A 20076-nucleotide genomic window follows, 5' to 3' on the forward strand; every position below is an offset into this window, starting at 1 on the left:
GCAAGCACACCTTAGCGCGCCGATTACGCAGCCCTGGGCCAGCAGTCACCTATTTCTGCTTTGCGCCAAAATGGCTAAAGCGCTGGCAACGGAACGGTGTCAGATCGATCGACGGTTTGCGTTTTGAGACGATATCTGCCACGAGCCGCCCGGTGATGGCCGCCAGCGTCAAGCCGAGGTGGCCGTGCCCGAAGGTCACTTTCGGTGATGTCGGCGAGTTGCCGATGACCGGCAGCGAATCCGGCATCGACGGACGAAATCCGAGCCATTCCGAGGTCGCCTCTCCCGCACCAGGCAAGAGCGCTTCGACGCCCTTGCGGATCATGGCCGTGCGGGCGGGATTGGGTGGGGCCGAGAGGCCGCCGAGTTCCACCGTGCCGGCAGCGCGCAGGCCATCCGCCATCGGCGTCATGTAGAATCCGTGTTGCGGATAACAGACAGGGCGCGTCAAGAGCGACCCAGCCCTCGGGAAAAGGACGTGATAGCCTCGTTCAGTGTCGAGCAGGACGCTATCGCCGACCTGTCTTGCAAGCATGCCTGACCACGCACCTGCCGCCACCACCGCATGATCGGCAAGGATTTCATCACCGCCGACCCTGAGGCGGACGCCTGCCCCTGTCATCTCCAGCCCGCTGGCCTCGCCGCCGACAAATGTGCCGCCGCGCTCGCCGACGACCATGGCAAGCGCGAAGGCGAGCAACTTCGGACTCGAGAACGTATAGGCGTCGCGGAACAACACGCCGCGACAATATAATGGGGCAAGATTGGGCTCGAGATCGCGGATTGCCGCAACATCCAGCCGCTCCAGGGCAACGCCGTGACGTTCGCGAAAGAACATTTCAGGCTCCGCCGACTGAAACTGCGCCTCTGTCTTATAGAGATAAAGGCATCCATGGCGCCGCTCGAGCGCCTTTGCGCCCGCTTCATGGACAAGCGGCCGCCAGGCGGCATCGGCCTGCATGAGAAGGCTTGAGAGTACGGCGGCGATCCGTTCCACTTCATGCTTGCTGCTCGATGCCACAAACGCGCGCAACCACGGTGCCAGATGCGGCAGATAGCGCCAGACGATTGCAAGCGGGCCAAGCGGATTTGCAAGCATTGCTGGTACCCGCCAGGCAATGGCGGGGGTCGCGACGGGCAGGACGCTGTGGGGCGCAATCGTGCAGGCATTCCCATATGAACAGGCTTGCTCATAAGATGCGCCGGCGAGCGGTGGCTCCCGGTCTATGACGGTGACGCGATGCCCTGCCTTTTGCAGCCAGAGCGCCGACGCAAGGCCCACCAAACCGGCACCAATCACGAGAACATGTCGCCGCTCCGTTGCCGGCAGCGGCGCGATTTCCAGATTTGCCACAGGCGATTGCTCATACATGACCGATCAACGCCCGGGGACGGTCGGCGAGCGTCGAAGCGATGATCCGCAGCGCCGTCGTCAATTCTTCGCGCGAGGCGGCACATCCAATGTTGACACGGACGGCATGCTCGACTGGCTGCCGATCGCAAGCAAAGGCAGCAGCCGGCATCACCGCGACGCCGTGAGCACGCAGGTTGGCGGCGAAATCCTCCGCCCGCCAGGGTGCCGGCAATCGCAGCCAGACAAACATGCAACGTGGATCCGCTGCAAACGAGTGGCCTGCCAGAATAGTGGTAACAAGCGTGTGGCGGGCCCGAAGTTCCGAAAGCTGGGCCCTCAATATGGCCTGGGCCGTGCCATCCTCTAGCCACCGGCTTGCAATAAGGAGCGGCAACGGCGCAGGCATCCAGGCCGTTGTGCGCACTGCTTCGGCAGTCACCTGCGCAAGGCCCGGCGGGCAGGTCAGATAGCCGACGCGCAGGCCCGGTGCCAATGCCTTGGACAGGGCCGAAATATGGTAGGTCCTGTCTGGCGCAAGCATGGCGAGCGTCGGAACTCGGGTACCGAGCATCGGTCCGTAGACGTCGTCCTCGATGATCACCACGTCGTGGCGTTTTGCCACCGCAACCAGTTCGCGGCGGCGCGCTTCGCTCATCGTCACGACACTTGGATTGTGCATCGAAGGAACGGTGAACACCGCCCGAACTGTTTCGCGCCGGCAGGTATCCTCCAGCTCGCTTGCCGACATGCCCTCATCATCGCTGCTGATGCCGACGATGCGAAAGCGAAACATCTGCGCGAGCGCCTTCAGGCCATAATAGGTGAGCCGATCCGAGACGATCACGTCGCCAGGCTCGATCAGGCTGCTGACGGCTGCCAGAAGAGCGTGCTGTGCTCCGCTGGTGACGACGATATCGGCAGCGGACGGTTCGAAGCCGTTGAGCCCGATCCAGCGCCGGCCGGCAGCGCGTGCCCAGGCTGCTCCTTCGGGCGGCTGGTAATCCTGCATTTCACAAAAGCGCGGATCGGCCGCAAGCCTAGGAAGTGTTTCGGCAAGGCGGCTTTGGAAATCATCGACGGCCGGCCGATTGACGGTAAGGTCAATGACGCCGCTCGGCGGCGTTGTGCGATCGACGCGCGGCATAGCGCCTTGCCTCATCACAATCGTCCCGCGGCGTGTACTTCCCACCACCAGATTGAGGTTCTGCAGCTCGCGATAGGCTTTGGTCACGGTCGAGACATTGACCGAACGCTCCTTTGCCAGATCCCTTTGCGGCGGCAACTGGCTCCCGGGCGCAAGCTCGCCGGATCGGATTTTTGCCTCGATCTCGCCGGCAAGCTCAAGATAGGCGGGTCGGCGCTGCGAGCGCTTCAGCACCCCGCCCTTTGTGTGGTCCTCACGCATTTCTATCGGCATACAAATTTCCGTATCTGCTTTAGAGCGCCAACCCGCAGGTCAGGCGGTAAAGCGCGCGTTCTCGCTTTCCTTCACTATCTGGTTGCATGCTATCATTTTTTTCTACGCATTTCGAGAGGCAGTTAACTGCCACACAAAATTATTTGTCTTGCTTGACAAAGTTAATTTCAGCAGGACAATATCAATCGCACACCGGCAAAAAGGCAAAGAACCTGACGGTGACTGGAGGTCTTTCATGAATGAGCCTTTCATCGCCTTCCAAGGCGTCCGCAAATCCTATGACGGCAAAAACTTCGTCGTGCGCGGGCTCGACCTCAGCGTCGCAAAAGGTGAATTTCTCACTTTGCTTGGCCCCTCCGGCTCGGGCAAAACCACGACACTGATGATGCTTGCCGGCTTCGAAGCTCCAACCCATGGCACCATCACGCTCGCCGGCCATCGCATCGATAGCGTACCGCCGCACCGTCGTAACATCGGTGTGGTCTTTCAAAACTATGCGCTTTTCCCGCATATGACCGTTGGCGAAAACGTGGCATTTCCACTCAAGATGCGGCGCCTCGGCAAGGCGCAGACCGCCGAACGCGTGCGCCGCGCACTCGACATGGTGCGGATGGAAAGCTTCCAGACGCGCCGGCCGAACCAGCTTTCCGGGGGCCAGCAGCAGCGCATCGCATTGGCCCGTGCGCTGGTGTTTGAGCCGCAACTCATCCTGATGGACGAACCTCTTGGCGCGCTTGATAAGCAATTGCGCGAACACATGCAGCTCGAGATCAAGCACCTCCACGGCCGCCTTGGCATAAACGTCGTCTATGTGACCCACGACCAGAGCGAGGCACTGACCATGTCGGATCGCGTCGGCGTCTTCGATGACGGCACGCTGCAGCAGGTCGCCCCGCCGCATGCCCTTTACGAAGCGCCGGCAAACCCGTTCGTTGCGACCTTCATCGGCGAGAACAATGCCATCGCGGGCAAAGTGGTCGAGCTTGTCGGAAAGACCTGCCGGATCAGGACCGCCGACGGCTCCATCATCTCGGCTCTTGCCGGCGACGGCCTGAAACAGGGAACACGAACAACCTTGGTATTGCGCCCGGAGCGCATCACGCTGTCGTCTCCTGCCGAAACTCCAAACCGCTTCCCGGCCCGCATCGTCGAACTGATCTATCACGGCGATCACATGCGGCTGCGCGTTCAGGCCTGCGGCTGCGATGACGTCCGCATAAAGCTGCCTGCTGCATTGGCGAACACGTTTCGGACCTGCGGGGACAACATCGTCATCAGCTGGGCGCCGGAAGACTGTCGGGCGCTGGCTTTAGCGTGAGAGCGAAATGCTGAAATTGCATTCAACCAGAACAGGGGAACCAACATGAACCGCATCTCGATACTGCTACACACATCCATGCTTTGTCTTGCCATGAGCGCACCGGCACTTGCAGGCGATACGATCACGGTAACGTCGTGGGGAGGCGCATATACCAAAAGCCAGGAAAATGCCTTCTTTGGTCCCTATTCAAAGGAGACCGGCGTCAAGATCCTGCAGGACGAGTGGGATGGATCCACCGCAAAATTGAAGGGCATGGTGGAAACATCCCAGGTCAACTGGGATGTCGTCGATGTCGAACCTGGGCATGCGCTGCAGGGTTGCGACGAGGGATGGCTGGAAGAGATTGACTACTCCAAGCTCGGCGGCAAGGAGGCCTTCATCGACGGCGCGGCAATGGACTGTGCGGCAGCCACCATCGTTTTCGGCACGATCTATGCCTATGATGCGTCCAAATTCACCAATGGCGGGCCAACGACGATGGCCGATCTTTTCGACACCAAGAAATTCCCCGGTCCGCGGGCTTTGCGCAAAGCGCCCAAGACGACGCTGGAATTTGCTCTGATCGCCGATGGGGTGGCCCCGGCCGAGGTCTATGACGTCCTGGGTTCGCCCGAAGGCGTCGATCGCGCCTTCAAGAAACTCGATACGATCAAGAAAGACGTCAAGGTCTGGTGGACAGCCGGTGCCCAACCGCCGCAGCTTTTGGCCGACGGCGAAGTGCTGATGACAACGGCGTGGAACGGACGCATCTATGATGCCGTCAAAAATAGCGGCAAGAATTTCAAGATCGTCTGGGATGGCCAGGGGATGGACTTCAACCTTTGGGCCCAGCCGAAGGGATCGCCGCACAAGGAGGCAGCCGACAAGTTCATCGCCTATACGATGAACCCGGACGTCATGGCCCGGCAGTCGCAATACATCTCCTACGGCCCGACGCTGAAGGCGGCAATCGCCAAGGTTCCGGCCGACATCCTGCCCGACCTTCCGACGGCGCCCGAAAACACCAAGAACGCCTTCGTGGTCTCGGCAGAATTCTGGGCCGACCATGACGAGGAGTTGACCGAACGCTTCAACAAGTGGCTGGCGCAATAGTCCTCGCTCGGCGGGCGGGGTTTTCCTCCCTGGGCCTGCCCGCCCAATGTATTGCGAATGAAGGTGTGCCATGGCGGTTACGCTTAACGACGACGTCATCAACAATTCCATCGAAACGGCGCCTCTTGCCCGCCGGCTGCGTGGCCTGCGACGGAGGGGGCAGATGAGAGCCCTGCTTCTCGTCGCACCGCTGATGCTCTTCCTGGTGGCAATCTTCATCGTGCCGATCGGCATGCTTCTTACCCGAAGCGTCGACAACCGCGAAGTAGCGCGAACGCTGCCGAACACCGTCGCGATGCTTTCTTCGTGGGACGGCAGAACCGTACCAGACGAAGCGATCTATGCCGCCCTCGCAACCGACTTGAAGGCATCGTCCCGTGAGGATGTAGCCGAGATCGCCAAACGGCTGAATTATTACGAAGCCGGTACGCGCTCGATGCTTTTGAAAACCGCGCGCACGATCCGCAATGCAAAGTCGCCCTACAAGGATGCCTTCGTCGCAGCGGACGCTCAATGGGAAACGCCCCGTTATTGGCATCTTCTCAAGCGGGCAATGCCTGAGCTTACCGCTTTCTATCTGCTCGCAGCGTTGGACATGAGCCGCGACGAGACTGGCGCTATAACGACAGTCACACCCGAAAACGCTGTTCATATCGATGTACTGCTGCGCACCTTCGCCGTCAGTGCTTCGGTGACGCTGCTGTGCCTGCTGCTTGGTTATCCACTTGCGGCATTGATCGCCCGGTCCAAGGGAAGCACGGCCAACACTTTGCTGATCCTCGTGCTATTGCCCTTCTGGACATCGCTGCTGGTGCGTACGAGCGCCTGGGTCGTGCTATTGCAGAGCCGCGGCGTGGTGAATTCCGCTCTTGCATGGCTTGGCGTCATCGATCCATCGCAGCCGCTGGAACTCATCTACAACCGCATCGGCGTCTTGATCGCGATGACGCATATCCTTCTCCCGTTCATGGTGTTGCCCATCTACAGCGTCATGAAGAGCATCCCGCCGGTCTATTTGCGCGCCGCCTTTTCGCTTGGTGCACCACCGCTGTCGGCCTTCTGGCGCATCTATTTGCCGATGAGCATGCCAGGCGTCAGCGCCGGCGGACTGCTGGTCTTCATCCTTGCCCTCGGCTACTACATCACCCCAGCGCTCGTCGGCGGTCCGCGCGACCAAATGGTCAGTTACTACATTGCCTACTACTCGAACCAGGTGACCAACTGGGGGATGGCGGCGGCATTGAGCGCCATCCTCCTGGTCGCCGTGCTGATCCTTTACGCCGTCTACAATCGCATGGTCGGCATCGATCGTCTGAGGATAGGCTGATGAATCACTTTCTCTCCGTTGAACGCCTGCTTCCCATCCTCCTATGGGTTGCCGGCGGCACTGTCGTCGTCTTCCTGATCGCGCCGATTATCGCCATCATGCCCCTGTCGTTCAACGAAGAACCTTTCTTCACCTATCCGATGCCGGGCCTCTCGCTGCGCTGGTATGAAGAATTCTTCTCCTCCGATGTCTGGCAACTGGCACTGAGGAACAGCATCATCGTCGCCGTCTGCACCACACTGTTGTCAACCGCACTCGGGACGTTGGCAGCAATTGGCCTCAGCCGGCCGGAATGTCCCTTTCGCGCCACGTTGACTGCCATACTGATTTCACCGATGATCGTGCCGGTCATCGTCTCGGCGGTCGGCATCTATTATGCGTTTGCTGCCGTCGGTCTGCTTAACAGCTTGACCGGATTGGTCCTTGCCCATACCGCAATCGGAGCGCCCTTCGTCGTCATTACCGTGACGGCAACACTTGCGAGCTTCGATCACAATCTGATGCGTGCAGCCTCAAGTCTTGGCGCAACGCCCCTTGAAGCCGTGCTGCACATCATGCTGCCGATCATCGCGCCGGGTGTCGTGTCGGGTGCGCTATTTGCCTTCGTCACGTCCTTCGACGAGGTGGTGATTGCACTTTTCATCGCTGGTTCGGAGGAACGCACCCTGCCCCGTCAGATGTGGAGCGGCGTTCGCGAGACACTGAGCCCGACGATCGCTGCCGTCGCAACACTGCTGATCATATTCTCCACGCTGTTTCTCGCTACCATCCAGTGGCTGCACCGGCGCGCCGAACGCCAAAAACTCATGCACTGATCGGGCTTTGCGCCAAGCGTCTGGCGTGCTGTTTTTCTTTTAACAGCTCCCGCAGCTTGCAGGCGGCGGATTTCCAAGACGCGAAGCTTTGCCGAAAGAGTTCGCTTCAACGCAGAGCCGCTGCCCTTCCTCCCGATCATAAACGCATTGTTACGACGCAGGATGTTGATTGTACAATTGTGGTCGGCCGCAATACCGGCCTATCTGTAACATCAAGTTCCTGTTTGCGATTCAAAATATACCACGACAGATGAAACCGACCGGGGCGCCTGGCAGCAAACGCTTGATGCTCTTGAAGCACTCAGACTGGCCATCATCCTAATACGAGAAGCGGCAAAGCAATACGATGGGAGGTCTCGTTCATGAGTTTTTTTGAAAGCCTCCTCGTCTTGTCCCTCGCGGCGATCCTGCTTCTGCAGGTTTCGCGACGTCTGTCGGCTCCCTATCCTTCCCTGCTCGCAATGGCGGGCGCTGCAGCTGCGCTTGTGCCGGGAATCCCATATGTCTCACTTGAACCTGAGACCGCCCTTGCTTTGTTCATCGCGCCAGCACTGATGGACGCGGCATTCGACTTTCCCGTCGGAACTGCCCGCCGTTTCTGGTTGCCGTTACTGGTCTTTGCCGTCGGTGGCGTGGTTGTCACAGCATTCGCCGTTGCGCTTGCAGGATCATGGTATGCCGGCCTGCCGCTTGCGGCCGCACTCGTCCTTGGGGCGATTGTCGCACCACCCGACGCAGCAGCGGCGACTGCGATCCTTTCAGGGGTGGCGATACCTCGCAGCAGATGCCGTCCTGCGAGGCGAAAGCCTTTTCAACGACGCGGCCGCTCTTCTCATCTTCGGCGCCGCGCTCGCGGTACACTCCACGGGGAACCTTGGTGTCACCGTCGGCCTGCATTTCGCCCTTGCGGCTCCCGGCGGCATCCTGCTCGGTATTTTGGCGGCTTTCGTCGGCAAGAATCTTTCCGGTTTCGTGTCCGGCACCTTGGGTGGAAATCTGCTTCAGTTCGTCCAGACGTACCTGGTTTGGATTCTTGCCGAACATCTGGGGCTGCGGCGGTGCTTGCGGTCGTGGCTATGGCCATGGCAATGGCAAGCAGTGTCGCGACATCTGCGCGTATGAGGGTCCAGTCCTATGCGGTCTGGAGTGCCGTCGTCTTCGTCCTCAACATCATGGCATTCCTGTTAATGGGCATGCAGATCAAGGGCATCATCGCAGCCATGCCGGAGGGGCAGCTCATGAGGGCCTGCACATTCGCTGCGTTTATCGTCGCGATCGTCGTTCTCGTACGGTTTGCAGTCTGCATCGGCTACAATCGTATCCTGGCTCGCCTTGCACGGCGGCGCGGACGAACTCAACCAGCGACGCTCAAGCAGGCGATTCTCGCCGGCTGGTGCGGAATGCGAGGACTGGTCACGCTTGCGACAGCATTCGCGCTGCCAAGCGATTTTCCTCAGCGCGATACAGTCGTGCTGACTGCTTTCGCAGTGGTTCTTGCAACACTCGTCATTCAGGGACTGACGCTTTCACCCTTGATCCGATGGCTGGGTCTCGACGGTCGCGCAGCGGGAGCCGAGGAGCTGCGCGCCCGTCGCGCGCAGATTACAAGGGCCGGCATCCGCGCGCTGGAGGATCAGACCGGCCCGGAGGCGGAGCTTCTGCGAGGCAAGTTTCTGATCGAGCAGCAAGCTCTCTTCAGTGTTGCAGGACCCTCCTCGCTCGAAACTTACCGCAAACTCGCGCTGGGCTCGATTGCCGCCCAACGCATGGAGCTTGAGCGTCTTCGTTCCGACAATGAACTCAACGTCGATGAATACAATCTGCTGCTTGAGGAGATCGACTGGAAAGAGCTGGCTGTTCTGCCGCTCGAAGAGCGGAAGATTGAGGAAATCTGAATTCCGCAAGGCATACCGCGTGTCCGGCGAAAACGTTTGAAGCGCTTGCCCTTTCCCTTTCAGGCGATGGTCTTCATAAGCTCCTGCGCCGCTGTCACTCCAGTATCAAATGCGCCGTGTGCGGTCGAATAGCGTTTGGCCGAACAGGCTTCACCTGCAAAGAAGATGCGATTGTCAAGCGGAGCGGCAAGCGTTCTTCGAAGGTTAGAAGCGCCAGGGCTGGCGTATGAATAGGAGCCCCCGATGTGAGGATCGGAGCTCCATGCCGAAAAGGAGATCAATGAGAGCTGCCGTCCGATGTCGGAGCCCAAAGCGCGTTTCAGTTCCCCAAGTGCGAACTGGAACGCTTCATTTGGCCCCCCAAGTTCCAAGTCATATGCCAGATCCCCTGCATAATATCCCTCCACAACGGGATTTCCGAGGGGCCTGATTTGGTAGGCACCTGTGCGACGTTCGCGATAGGAGCCCAAGAGATGACTGTCCAGCGGCAGGGCGTGTGGGCTTTCCACCTTCATGAACAGTTTGTTCGCAAGGCCGAGGGGAAGGCGGGAAGCTGCATCGATTTTTTCGGGAAGCGGGGGAATAAACGCGATACGCTCGCTCGCAAGCACATTCGTAGAGACGGTGACGATGACTGCCTTGACACGGAATTGGCCCTTCGATGTCGAAATGACGACATGATCGGCGGCGCGATGGTCGATGCGTTCCACGGCGGTTTGCAGCTCGATCGCAAGAGGTCCGGCATAGGCGGAGACAACCGTTCCGTAGCCTTCACGTACTCGCCAGTCGGGTCCGGGACCGGGTTCATACCGCTGGAGGTCGACAACCGACGATCTATCAAGTCCGGCTCCCGTGATGAACGCACCGACCGCATGGACATACTCGTTCCACTTGCCGCCAGCCTGCAGCATGCTCGAAAGCGCCTTATCCTCGCCCTCATGGGAATTGATCCTCTCAAAGAATGCTTCGAGAGCACCGATTGCGGAACGGGCCTCAGCGTTTGTGTCGAGGCGGCGTCCTCCCTCGTCCCATGGAGCGCGAGTTTCGTCGATCGTAAGTCCAAGGTCTTGGGCGATCGCAGTCCAGGCATTCGTTCTTGCCCCATGCAGCCAGCCGCATCCGACGTCAAGGGCGCCCAGTCCCGCGCCGAAATGCTCCGTCCTCGCCCGCCCTCCTATACGTGCGGATGCCTCAAGGACGACGAAGCAAAGGTCCGGTCGCGTCGCCATGATGTGCCGGCCCGCCGCTATACCGGCTGCGCCCGCGCCAATGATCGCCACATCCACTTCGTTGCCGTTCACGATGGTGCCTCCCGATTTAGCTCAGACCGGCTCTGGTGATCCATATGCCCCAGTGCCGACACAGGTCCAGACAGTGCCGGAGAAGAGCTGCAGTCATTCTTCGCTTCCATCAGCCCCGTGTCGAAGGAGATGCGGCCCAAAGTCAGGCGATCTTCGCTGAAAGCGTCGCTTGAGTATCTTGGAGCCGTCAAGATGCGCGCTGCGCGTTTTGCGCCGCTGTCGTTTCATGATGTCTGGCTCGGACAAAAATCAAGGTATCTCAGCAGTTCCTGGCCGCAGTCTTTGACAGCAGAACTGCTCTGGCTTGCCTTCGCGATCCCCATTGCCCCCCAGTATGATGCAATTACGAAGATTGCTGCGGCCTCGGCATCAAGGTGAGCGTAGTGTCCGGCGAGTTGGTCCGCGCGAATTTTTTGCGCAAGTTTGCCCCTCCATTGCGCGAGAATTGCGATGGCGGCCTGCCGCATGGCGCCATCTTGTGCGGCCGGTTCGCTCATCAAGTTGCCGAGCGGACATCCAGACACGAAGCCCTGTTGATCCAGTTCTCGGATGATCTTGGTGAATATGGCTTCTACGCCGTCGGATGCCGTCTTAGCCTGTGATATCGGCTTGATCCAAGTTTCCTCGACCGCGTCGGCGACATTGCCGTTCAGAACCGCAAGACCCAGCTCCTTCTTGGTCGGGAAGTGATGTGAGAACGCTCCGCCTGTTACGCGCGCCGCCGCCTTGAGATCCTGTACGGTCGTAACGCCGTAGCCGCGGGTGGTGAAGGCGTTGAAAGCGGTGTCGACGATTCGCTTTCTTACACCTTCCGGATCATTCGATCTTCGTTTCTTCAGAGGTCCAGGCATGGAAGGTTTTTGTAACACGGCTTGACAAACAGGACAACCGACCTGTAATTAAAACAGGACATGCATCCTGTTTATGAGGAATCGATGCGCCACGCCTCGTCAGTCGACAATGTCTTCGAGCTCCGCCAGTACCGTCTCCACCCGGGCGCTCGAGAGACTTTGATTACCGTTTTCGACCGCGAGTTCCTGGAGACACAGGAGGAGGCTGACATACGCGTCGTGGCTCAGTTCCGCGATCTCGATGATACCGACAGCTTCGTCTGGCTGCGCAGCTTTGCGGATATGGAGGCGCGACGAGAGGCGCTCGGCCGCTTTTACAATGGCCCCACCTGGGCTCGCCATCGTGACGCAGCCAACGGCACAATGGTCAATTCCGACAATGTTCTGCTGCTGCGCCCCGCCAGCTTCGATCCGACTTTTCAGCTGCCCGCCACAGAGCGGCCGCGCTCCGGCAGCACTTTGGAGTCGACTGCACTGTTTCTTTGCTCGATCTATTACGCTGCGCCGGGCAAAGAGGAGGCCTTTTCAGCCTTCTTCGAAAATGAGCTCCGCTTACCACTTCTCGAAAGCGGCGCGACTATCCCTGCAACCTTCCTGAGCGAACACAGCGCCAATACGTTCCCAAGACTGCCGATCCGAGAAGGAGAATCGGTCTTTGTCGCTCTTTACCGTTTCGCGACGCCGCAAGCCTACGCCACTCACCTCGGCGCACTTGCAGCGTCGCGGAAGTGGACCGAGACAATCCAACCGCAAATCATGCAACGCACCTGGCGCGAGACCGAGGTGCTGAGGCTCTCACCGACGTCACGATCGTTGATGCGCTAGTTTTTTGCCAAAGCCCCCAGCAACGGCATCCGGGGGCTCCTCATTCCCTTCGGTCCAGGCACCGAAGGGCCGCCGACCATGTGTGTGGGCGGCAAGACATCGTCGCAGGCTCGCATTGAGCTGTCTCGGCTCGATGCGATGAAAGGCTGAAAGTCCGATCGTCCGCCTGCCCTATTCGCGTCAGCTCAAGTGATGTTTAGGGGTAGCCATCCAGCATAGCGATCCGAACATGCCTCCGCAGCTGGCGCCAATCGATCAGAACCCGAAAATTGCCCAACATCAAAACCTATTTCAGCTGGATGCCGCTCCATAGGACAAGGCTCCTCAAATCGGTGCACGTCTTAACCACCGTGGCAAAAGGCAATCGACAAATTTCCCGCGTCTTCCGTTGTCGCAATGGACGCCACATAACGACCAGTGATGCTTCATTCAGAAAGTCTGAGATGGCCACCGCCTTGGTCTGAATATTCCGCCCATTTCAGCAGGGTTTGGATCGACGCACATAGTCCACGAGCGCACGGAGCTTCAGCGGCTGCCTTTGGCGCTTGGGATAATAGAGATAAAAGCCCTGAAACGGTGGACAGAAATCCTCAAGCAGCGGCACCAACTCTCGCCGCGGTCGAAGTATGATTGAAACGTTTGCACCATGCCGAAGGTCACCCCCGCTCCGGCGCAAGCCATACGGACCATCACCCCCATGTCGTTTGTGGTGACCGCGGGATCAACCGCGACGTTGAAATCACGTCCAGTCTCGACAAACTCCCCAGCGATAGGGTGCACTATCAGGACGAGGTCGCCAGCCGATACAGACATGATCGTGAAGCTCGACAGGACGCCGGGGGCGGCCATGGCGCTCCAAATAGCTGGACGATGCAGCAGCGAATTGTCTTTGCGGTGCAGAAACAGGCACAGCGATCATGTCCTGCTCAATGACTTAGCCGATCAGGACTCCGGCAATGAGAATCTTCCATCCCGGCATTGTTGCCTTGATCGCTGACCTGTTGTCACCTTGAAAATGATCGGTTGAAGTTGTCGGGCACCGGACCTTTTGAAGGTTCACGCAGCGTTGGTAAGTGGCAATGGATCAGGCGCATCAGATCGCCAATCCTGCCCAGGCAAGCGGACGAGAGGATCATCGCTCATTGCTTAGATGGTCTCCAGGGTCATGTGGCGGCAACGCACCACCCACTCGTCGCTCACCTCCAGCAGTCATGCGCCGGCGAGCCTGAGGATGGCATCGTCGGCGTTGATATTTCCGTTCAAGCGCCAGTCGCGCATGGCACATCGGCATAATATCTCCGGCTCCTTCAACGACTGCAAATCAGGAGGCTCGCGGTAGTGTTGACTCTGAAGTTCACTCAGCCGAAAACAGGTGATCGAGTAGAGAGGAAGTAATGATGGCTAACGAGAACACCACAGGACCGGTTGCTGCAGTTGAGGCGACCGATACAGAGGCAAAAGCACCTGCCGCTAAGAAGCAGAAGCCAAACCAGCGTCCGAAGACGGCCGCCGAACCGGCGCGAGCCGCGGCCAAGGCAAGTGCCGCAAAGTCACAAGTCACCAAGCCCAGGACGTATAGCGAACAGGAAAAGACCGGTAAGCTCAAGCTGATCGAAAAGGCGACAACCGAGGGCAAGAGCACCCTCAAGGATGCGATCAAGAGCGCCGGCATATCGGAGCAAACCTACTATAACTGGAAACGGACCGCGACGCCCGCCGTTCAAAGGAACGAGAAGCCTGTTCCGGCCAGCGATGAGCTAGCAGATCTTGTTCAGCTCGAGAAAGAGAACCAGAAGCTTCGCAAGCTTTTGGCCGATAAGTTGCGCTCCGAAAATACCGAGCTGCGCAAGAGGCTTGGTCTGGATTGATCCAGGATCGACGTCGTGGAGGCGGTCAACTTCTCGATTGGCCGCTTCATCTCCTTAGCTCCAAAGGCTTGTTTGCCTCCAGTCTCTGCGTTGAGGAGTGCGATCGCGCAGCGAATGGCTCCTGCGCAAAGACCGATTACCTACTGGATTGTTGGCGTGAAGGGAATTCGTCATTCTCTCGCACACTGGCCAGTTGAAGCGCGCGGCAAGGCGAGATATGGGTTCGCCAGCAGGAACTGAGTGACGCAGATCGACGCTTGCTATTTCCGCCATTTGCTTAAGGTTGAAACCATATGAAAACGCCACAACGGAAATTCGTTGTTGAATTTAAGTCGGGTCGACGACAGACGAAGGAGCGGACGAACTCTATTTGGGGTGACACCGACCTCAAGGCGCTGGTTCGTGAAGTGGAAGATAAGGCGCCGTATCTGTTCAATTCAAATGCGGCACCTGGCAGGCCTGACGAGGGCGCAGACATAGCGTCTGATGCGATGAACTCAGACTCTGCTGGCGCAAGCGCAGGCGAGACCAGCTTTGCGGGAGCATCGACATCATTACGTGACGGCGAAAAGGTCGACCTTCCAGAACAAGATGAGACCACTGTTGCGACTGCCGAAGTTATCGAACCGATACGAAAGCCGGTGGTTCAGCCCAAGAGAACATCAAAAGGCACTCCTCGAAAGCGTGTCAAGCGTGGTCTCGCCGGCGCGACCTCGCATGTTGAGATGGGAAAGAACCAGCCCCAAAGCGCGGATGCGGTGACTGCTCGGAATGCCGTTTCCCTCGAGGAAGTAACTACACTTGATGCAGAAAACAGGCGGCTCAAGAGGTTACTGGCTGAACGGCTTCATGCACAGAACTTGGAGCTCAAGAAGATGCTCGAGCGGTTTGGTGTCATGTAAGAAAGTCAGGATCGCGCAGCGCCCGCGACCCCTAAAGCCGCGGGCATGAACAGACCAACTACTGGTTCTTCACGGTGTCTTCCAGGAAGAACCGGCCAAGCGGGTTCTGGTAAAAATTCTCCACGTTCTTGCGCGCGACATTGATGTAGGGGCTGTAGTAGAGATCGATCCAGTTCACGTCTTCCTTGGCCATCTTCTGCAGATCGAAATACATCTGCTCGCGCTTGGCCGGATCCAGCTCCTGACGCGCCCTGGCGACAAGGTCCTTCACCGCATCACTCTTATAGTTGGTCATGTAGTTGTTATTGGAGTCGTGTCCGAGAACGAAGGTCGTCTTTTGGTCCGGGTCGAGAATATCGTTGGTCCAGTAGTTGACTGAAATATCGTATTCGCCGTTGACAGTCATATCCCATTCCTGGCTGGGATCGACCTTCTGAAGATTTGCGGTAATTCCGGCCTTGGCGAGCTGCTGCTGGATCAACACCGCCGTCTGCTCGTCCACCTCATCGCCGGCACGCAGCAGATAAGTGAGCGTCAGGTTGGGGAAGCCGGCATCCGCCAGCATTTTCTTGGCCTTTTCCGGATCATAGGGCCGCTCAAGGTTGTCAGCATAGTGATAGAGCGCGCCCTTCGGTATGTAGGAATTGGCGATCGTACCCTGTTTGAACGTGACGGCATCAATGATGGCCTTCTTGTTGATCGCCATGTCGAGTGCCTGGCGCACTTCCTGCTTGCCGAGACCGCCATGGGCGTGGTTGATCAGCAGATGGTCCTCGCGGGTCGAAGGATCGGTAAGCACGTTGAGGTTCGGGTCCTTCTTCAGTTCCTCGACGCGCGAAAAAGGCACGAAAATCGCCGCATCCAGTTCCCCCGCCTCAACGTTCAACATGCGCGTATTGTCGTCAGGGACCGAGATCCATTCGACTCCGTCGAGCTTCACCCGATCCGCCTGCCAGAAATTCGGGTTTTTCTTGAGGATGATGCGGTCACCGCGTCGCCACTCCTCCACGGTGAAAGCGCCCGAAGCGATCGGTTTTTCGCCATAGGCTTCAGCGCCCACCGATTCCATGCCCGCCTTTGAAATGACCGAGGCATTCGGAAGCGCGAGGGTTGAAAGGAAGGGCGCAGAGGGGTTCTTGAGCTTGATTGTCAGCGTGCGCGGATCGGTCGCGGTCAAAGTGTCGATCACTTTGTAGGAATCGCTCCAGAGCGAGCCTTCGTCGTCGCGAATGCGCAGGAGGCTGAAGACGGCATCTTCGGCCGTCAACGGCGTTCCGTCGGAGAATTTCGCGTCGCGGATCTTGAAGGTATAGGTCAGGCCGTCGTCCGAGGTGCTCCAGCTTTCGGCAAGGCCGGGCTCCAGCTTGGTGCCGGTCTTGTCGACCCGCACCAGCACGTCGTAGACGTTCGAGAAGACCCAGTTGTCGATGTTCTGCGCCGTCTTGATCGGGTCGAATGTCGTTGAATCCTCGCGACGGCCGATCGTCAGGACGCCAGCCGCTTGCGCATAGCTGGCGCCGAGGGTGAGGGCAGTGGCGAAGGCGGCAAGCCCGATAGATTTCCACCTGATGGTCATGATGTCGTTCCCTTCGTTGTTATGGCAGGCATTTGATGGACTGCACCGGTTCGCCCAGCGCTGGCTCGACGCCTTTGAGCCGCGGCTTGTCCGGATCGATATCTGGGATCGCCGCGATCAGTGCGGCGGTATAGGCATGCCGAGGCCGCGAGAAAACCTCTTCGGACGGCCCCTCCTCGACCACTTCGCCGCGATACATGACGACGGTGCGTGTGCAGAGATGGCGCACAATCGCCAGGTCATGGGCAATGAAGATCAACGTCAGGTCCATCTTGGCCGCCAGATCTCTAAACAGGCCGATGATCTGCGCCTGGATGGTCACGTCGAGCGCCGCCACGCATTCATCAGCGACGATCATCTTTGGATTTACAGCCAGCGCCCGCGCAATGCCGGCCCGTTGGCATTGGCCGCCACTCATGCTGCGCGGCTTTCGGTGTGCGAAATCACGGTCGAGCCCGACGAGATCGAGCAATTCGCCAATGCGCGCCGGAATGTCGCGTTTTGCGACGGTCGCCTGCACCGTCAGCACCTCAGCCAGCGTCTGGCCGATCGTCATCCGTGGGTTCAGCGCGTTGAACGGATCCTGGAAGACCATTGCGGTTTCCCGCCGCAGCTTAGCCAGTCCCGCCCTCCTGTGCTGGGCAAGGTCAATCCCGTCGAAACTGACATGGCCGGAAGAGATCGGGGTCAGACCGAGAACGGCGCGGGCAAGCGTGCTTTTGCCGCTGCCGGATTCGCCGACGATGCCGACCGTCTCGCCCGGCATGATCTGCAGGCTGACGCCGGAAACCGCGCTGACTGTCTTGGCGACAGCGCCTTTAAAGAGCCTGCCGCCGGAAGGAAAGCGCACATGCAGATCGTCGATCTCGAGAAGCGGTTTCAACGCTACTGCCGAGCGCGGGGTCTCGCTTTCGGCGCAGACGCCAATCTCTGGCATGGACGGATGACTATGGATGAGGTTGATCGTATAGGGGTCTTTCGGACGAGAAAGGATAGCCCGCTTCGGGCCTTCCTCCAAAAGCCTGCTGCCGCGCATAACGGCGATACGATCGCATGTCTGTGCCACGATGCCGAGATCATGGGTGATGAGGATGATGGATAGCCCGCGCTTGTCCCGCAGGTCCATCAAAAGGTTGAGAATTTGTGCCTGGATAGTTACGTCGAGCGCCGTCGTGGGCTCGTCGGCGATCAGGATCTTCGGATTGCAGGAAAGCGCCACGCCGATCATCGCGCGCTGGCGCATGCCGCCCGAAAATTCGTGCGGATAGCTGTCAAAGTGCCGAACGGGATCCGGAAAGCCGACCTGCGCCAGAATCTCGACGGCGGCCGCGCGCCCATCGCGCGCATTGAGGTTCTGATGATAGCGGATACCTTCTGCAATCTGGTCGCCGATGCGCATGACTGGATCGAGATGGCTGGTAGAGTTCTGGAAGATCATGCCGATTTCGCGGCCGCGCACGCTCAACATCTCAGCATCGCTGACGGCGGTGAGATCACGGCCCTCCAGAAGCACAGTGCCTCTCTCGATCGTCAGTCGCGAGGAAGGCAGGAGGCGAACGAGCGAGCGGCAGAACAGGCTCTTGCCGGAGCCACTTTCGCCGACGAGACCCAGAATGTCGCCTTTTGCGAGATCAAGCGACACGGCATCGAGGAGAGTGCGGACCCCACTGTCGAGATGCGCTTTCACGGTCAGGTCGCGGACGGAAAGAACGGATGCGCTCATTCGTGCACTCCGAGGCGCTCGCCAAGCGCATCGCCGAGCATGCTGAAGCCGAAAGCGAGGCAGACGATGGAAAGCCCAGGAAACAGGGTAATCCACCAGGCCGTGGTGATAAAACTTTGGCCCTCCGCCACCATAACACCCCATTCGGCCACTGGCGGCTGCACACCAAGGCCGAGATAGCTGACGGCCGCGCCGCTGAGCAGCACCAACACCGCATCCGACATCGCAAAGACGATCGACCCGGCAATCGCGTTCGGCAGCAGGTGTCGGAACATGATGCGCATCCTCGAAAAGCCAAGGCTTACGGCGGCCACCGCATAGTCGCTGTTCTTGAGCACCAGCATCTGCGCCCTGATCAGTCTGGCATAGGAGACCCAGCCAACCAGTGCCATGGCGATGTAAAAGCTGCCGAGCCCCGGTCCGAGGATGGCGATGATGGATAGCATCAACACCAGGAAGGGAAAGGCGAGGATGATATCCACGAGCCGCATGAACAGCGCATCGACGATGCCACCGAAAAAGCCGGCGATGGTGCCAACCGCAGTGCCGATGAGAAAGGGAAAAGCGACGCCGATCAGCGCGATCTGCAGGTCGATCCGCGTGCCCCAGATGACGCGGGAAAGCACGTCGCGGCCGAAGTTATCCGTACCGAAGGGATGCAGCAGCGAAGGCGCCTGCAGACGGGCGTCGCCGTTTTGAAGGATTGGGTCATAGGGTGCCAAAACAGGCGCGCTTGTCGCCAGCAGGACGAAGAACAGCAGGAGACCCGCGCCGGTCACAAGCATCAATTGCTTGCTGAAGATCGTCCGCCAGCCGACGGCACCTGAAGTGAGGGTATCGACGGTCATAGCCTCACCCTCGGATCGATCGCGACGGTGACGATATCGGCGGCGAAATTGACGAGCACGGTGGCGCAGGCGAAGACCATGGCAACGCCCTGGACCACCATATAGTCGCGCGAGAAGATGGCGCGCACGAGAAGCTGCCCCATTCCGGGAAGCGCAAAGACGCTCTCGACGACGACGGTGCCACCGACGAGCCAGCCGATATTGACCGCGAGAAGATTGACGGTGGGCACCAGCGAATTCGGTACGACATGGCGCCAGAAGACGATGCGTTCGGGCATGCCACGGGCACGCGCCGCCGTCGCTATGTCTGATTTAAGCGATTCGATCATTGCCGCCCTGAGGCTGCGCGTCAAAACAGTCGAGAGCGACAGAGCCACGGTCAAACTGGGCAGAATCAGATGTGCGAGCTTATCGCCGAGTGTTGCGCCATAGCCCGAGACCGGCAGCAGGCCGAGCTCGACGCTGAAGAGGATGATGAGCATCAGCCCGAGCCAAAAGGGCGGGAAGCCGATGCCGAACGTGGAGACGATACGCACCGCATGATCGGGCCTCTTGCCGGCATTGCGCGCGGCAATCGCTGCCATCGGCACGGCGATCAGGATCGAAAGAACAACGCTGGAGGCGACGAGTGCAACGGTTGGCTCGATGCGGGTGACGATCAATCTCAGCACGTCGATCTTGTAGAGGATCGACTTGCCCATTTCGCCATTGGCGAGGTTTTTCAGAAAGTACAGATATTGAAGCCACATAGGCTGATCGAGGCCGTACTGGGCACGGATACTGGCTATTGCGGTCGGCGTGGCGCGCGAGCCGAGCAGGTTGCGTGCCGGATCGCCGGGGATCAGCCGCACCAGAATGAAGGTGATGACGCTGATGCCGAAAATGACGGGCAAAAACTGCAAGGGTCGGGTGAGAACGAACCTATAGCGATACATGCCGATGCCAGCGCCTCCGTATTGTT

Annotated in this window: 16 protein-coding genes and 1 pseudogene; 8 read left to right on the forward strand and 9 right to left on the reverse strand. The window is 59.1% G+C overall.

The features are described 5' to 3' along the window. Positions 1-49: 49 nt before the first annotated feature. Positions 50-1372 (reverse strand): NAD(P)/FAD-dependent oxidoreductase, encoded by a 1323-nt coding sequence (locus EV130_RS06165; protein ID WP_207900861.1) that lies wholly within the window; start codon positions 1370-1372, stop codon positions 50-52. Further along, positions 1365-2771: an aminotransferase-like domain-containing protein gene (locus EV130_RS06170; protein ID WP_245520025.1), complete on the reverse strand. Its 1407-nt coding sequence runs from the start codon at positions 2769-2771 to the stop codon at positions 1365-1367. The genes EV130_RS06165 and EV130_RS06170 overlap by 8 nt, the downstream gene beginning before the upstream one ends. Before the next feature lie 235 nt (positions 2772-3006). Here EV130_RS06170 and EV130_RS06175 point away from each other — a divergent pair, with 235 nt between their 5' ends. From EV130_RS06175 to EV130_RS33830, 5 genes are all read left to right on the forward strand, one after another. Further along, positions 3007-4089, forward strand: coding sequence for an ABC transporter ATP-binding protein (locus EV130_RS06175; protein WP_132659620.1), 1083 nt, complete (start codon positions 3007-3009; stop codon positions 4087-4089). A 78-nt stretch (positions 4090-4167) separates the two neighbouring features. Next, positions 4168-5184 (forward strand): ABC transporter substrate-binding protein, encoded by a 1017-nt coding sequence (locus EV130_RS06180; RefSeq protein WP_425375565.1) that lies wholly within the window; start codon positions 4168-4170, stop codon positions 5182-5184. Between the two features lie 70 nt (positions 5185-5254). After that, complete coding sequence (locus EV130_RS06185; protein WP_132659624.1) at positions 5255-6511, forward strand: ABC transporter permease; 1257 nt, start codon at positions 5255-5257, stop codon at positions 6509-6511. After that, positions 6511-7326, forward strand: coding sequence for an ABC transporter permease (locus EV130_RS06190; protein ID WP_074065008.1), 816 nt, complete (start codon positions 6511-6513; stop codon positions 7324-7326). The genes EV130_RS06185 and EV130_RS06190 overlap by 1 nt, the downstream gene beginning before the upstream one ends. 362 nt (positions 7327-7688) lie before the next feature. Then, positions 7689-9221: a cation:proton antiporter domain-containing protein gene (locus tag EV130_RS33830; protein ID WP_281031790.1), complete on the forward strand. Its 1533-nt coding sequence runs from the start codon at positions 7689-7691 to the stop codon at positions 9219-9221. Positions 9222-9280: 59 nt separating this feature from the next. Here the strand turns inward: EV130_RS33830 and EV130_RS06200 are convergent, their stop codons facing one another. After that, positions 9281-10522 carry a flavin monoamine oxidase family protein gene (locus tag EV130_RS06200; RefSeq protein WP_237358616.1) on the reverse strand — a complete coding sequence of 414 codons (1242 nt, stop codon included), beginning with the start codon at positions 10520-10522 and terminating at the stop codon, positions 9281-9283. Positions 10523-10746: 224 nt separating this feature from the next. After that, on the reverse strand, positions 10747-11373 hold the full coding sequence (locus tag EV130_RS06205; RefSeq protein ID WP_132551727.1) for a TetR/AcrR family transcriptional regulator: 627 nt from the start codon (positions 11371-11373) through the stop codon (positions 10747-10749). An 84-nt stretch (positions 11374-11457) separates the two neighbouring features. Between EV130_RS06205 and EV130_RS06210 the strand changes: the two genes are divergently transcribed. Further along, positions 11458-12198 carry an NIPSNAP family protein gene (locus EV130_RS06210; protein ID WP_132659626.1) on the forward strand — a complete coding sequence of 247 codons (741 nt, stop codon included), beginning with the start codon at positions 11458-11460 and terminating at the stop codon, positions 12196-12198. A 478-nt stretch (positions 12199-12676) separates the two neighbouring features. On the opposite strand, the pseudogene EV130_RS06215 reads toward EV130_RS06210, so the two are convergent. Beyond that, a pseudogene (locus EV130_RS06215) lies at positions 12677-13132 on the reverse strand (LysR substrate-binding domain-containing protein); the annotation flags it as partial. Positions 13133-13595: 463 nt separating this feature from the next. Here EV130_RS06215 and EV130_RS06220 point away from each other — a divergent pair. Together EV130_RS06220 and EV130_RS06225 are read left to right on the forward strand one after the other, a co-directional pair. Further along, the gene (locus EV130_RS06220) at positions 13596-14066 is read left to right on the forward strand and encodes a transposase (protein WP_074065013.1); all 471 of its coding nucleotides are present in this window, start codon (positions 13596-13598) and stop codon (positions 14064-14066) included. Positions 14067-14359: 293 nt separating this feature from the next. Beyond that, positions 14360-14968: a hypothetical protein gene (locus EV130_RS06225; RefSeq protein ID WP_132659628.1), complete on the forward strand. Its 609-nt coding sequence runs from the start codon at positions 14360-14362 to the stop codon at positions 14966-14968. Positions 14969-15026: 58 nt separating this feature from the next. Here the strand turns inward: EV130_RS06225 and EV130_RS06230 are convergent, their stop codons facing one another. The 4 genes from EV130_RS06230 to EV130_RS06245 are packed head-to-tail and all read right to left on the reverse strand — an operon-like array spanning position 15027 to position 20050. Next, positions 15027-16544: an ABC transporter substrate-binding protein gene (locus EV130_RS06230; protein ID WP_132659630.1), complete on the reverse strand. Its 1518-nt coding sequence runs from the start codon at positions 16542-16544 to the stop codon at positions 15027-15029. 19 nt (positions 16545-16563) lie between these two features. Beyond that, a complete protein-coding gene (locus EV130_RS06235) occupies positions 16564-18267 on the reverse strand; it encodes a dipeptide ABC transporter ATP-binding protein (RefSeq protein ID WP_132659632.1) in 1704 nt (567 codons plus the stop codon). After that, positions 18264-19115, reverse strand: coding sequence for an ABC transporter permease (locus tag EV130_RS06240; protein ID WP_074065017.1), 852 nt, complete (start codon positions 19113-19115; stop codon positions 18264-18266). The genes EV130_RS06235 and EV130_RS06240 overlap by 4 nt, the downstream gene beginning before the upstream one ends. Beyond that, positions 19112-20050, reverse strand: a complete 939-nt coding sequence (locus EV130_RS06245) for an ABC transporter permease (protein ID WP_074065018.1) — start codon at positions 20048-20050, stop codon at positions 19112-19114. The genes EV130_RS06240 and EV130_RS06245 overlap by 4 nt, the downstream gene beginning before the upstream one ends. Between the last annotated feature and the right edge of the window lie 26 nt (positions 20051-20076).

Origin of the sequence: Rhizobium azibense, assembly GCF_004342325.1 — a bacterium.
GTDB lineage: Bacteria > Pseudomonadota > Alphaproteobacteria > Rhizobiales > Rhizobiaceae > Rhizobium > Rhizobium etli_B.

Coding starts and splice junctions, on each gene's coding strand:
- EV130_RS06235 (WP_132659632.1), bottom strand. CDS start 18,267: ATGAGCGCATCCGTTCTTTCCGTCCGCGACCTGACCGTGAAAGCGCAT.
- EV130_RS06210 (WP_132659626.1), top strand. CDS start 11,458: ATGCGCCACGCCTCGTCAGTCGACAATGTCTTCGAGCTCCGCCAGTAC.
- EV130_RS06175 (WP_132659620.1), top strand. CDS start 3,007: ATGAATGAGCCTTTCATCGCCTTCCAAGGCGTCCGCAAATCCTATGAC.
- EV130_RS06170 (WP_245520025.1), bottom strand. CDS start 2,771: ATGCCGATAGAAATGCGTGAGGACCACACAAAGGGCGGGGTGCTGAAG.
- EV130_RS06225 (WP_132659628.1), top strand. CDS start 14,360: ATGAAAACGCCACAACGGAAATTCGTTGTTGAATTTAAGTCGGGTCGA.
- EV130_RS06165 (WP_207900861.1), bottom strand. CDS start 1,372: ATGTATGAGCAATCGCCTGTGGCAAATCTGGAAATCGCGCCGCTGCCG.
- EV130_RS06230 (WP_132659630.1), bottom strand. CDS start 16,544: ATGACCATCAGGTGGAAATCTATCGGGCTTGCCGCCTTCGCCACTGCC.
- EV130_RS06180 (WP_425375565.1), top strand. CDS start 4,168: ATGCTTTGTCTTGCCATGAGCGCACCGGCACTTGCAGGCGATACGATC.
- EV130_RS33830 (WP_281031790.1), top strand. CDS start 7,689: ATGAGTTTTTTTGAAAGCCTCCTCGTCTTGTCCCTCGCGGCGATCCTG.
- EV130_RS06240 (WP_074065017.1), bottom strand. CDS start 19,115: ATGACCGTCGATACCCTCACTTCAGGTGCCGTCGGCTGGCGGACGATC.
- EV130_RS06220 (WP_074065013.1), top strand. CDS start 13,596: ATGGCTAACGAGAACACCACAGGACCGGTTGCTGCAGTTGAGGCGACC.
- EV130_RS06185 (WP_132659624.1), top strand. CDS start 5,255: ATGGCGGTTACGCTTAACGACGACGTCATCAACAATTCCATCGAAACG.
- EV130_RS06205 (WP_132551727.1), bottom strand. CDS start 11,373: ATGCCTGGACCTCTGAAGAAACGAAGATCGAATGATCCGGAAGGTGTA.
- EV130_RS06245 (WP_074065018.1), bottom strand. CDS start 20,050: ATGTATCGCTATAGGTTCGTTCTCACCCGACCCTTGCAGTTTTTGCCC.
- EV130_RS06190 (WP_074065008.1), top strand. CDS start 6,511: ATGAATCACTTTCTCTCCGTTGAACGCCTGCTTCCCATCCTCCTATGG.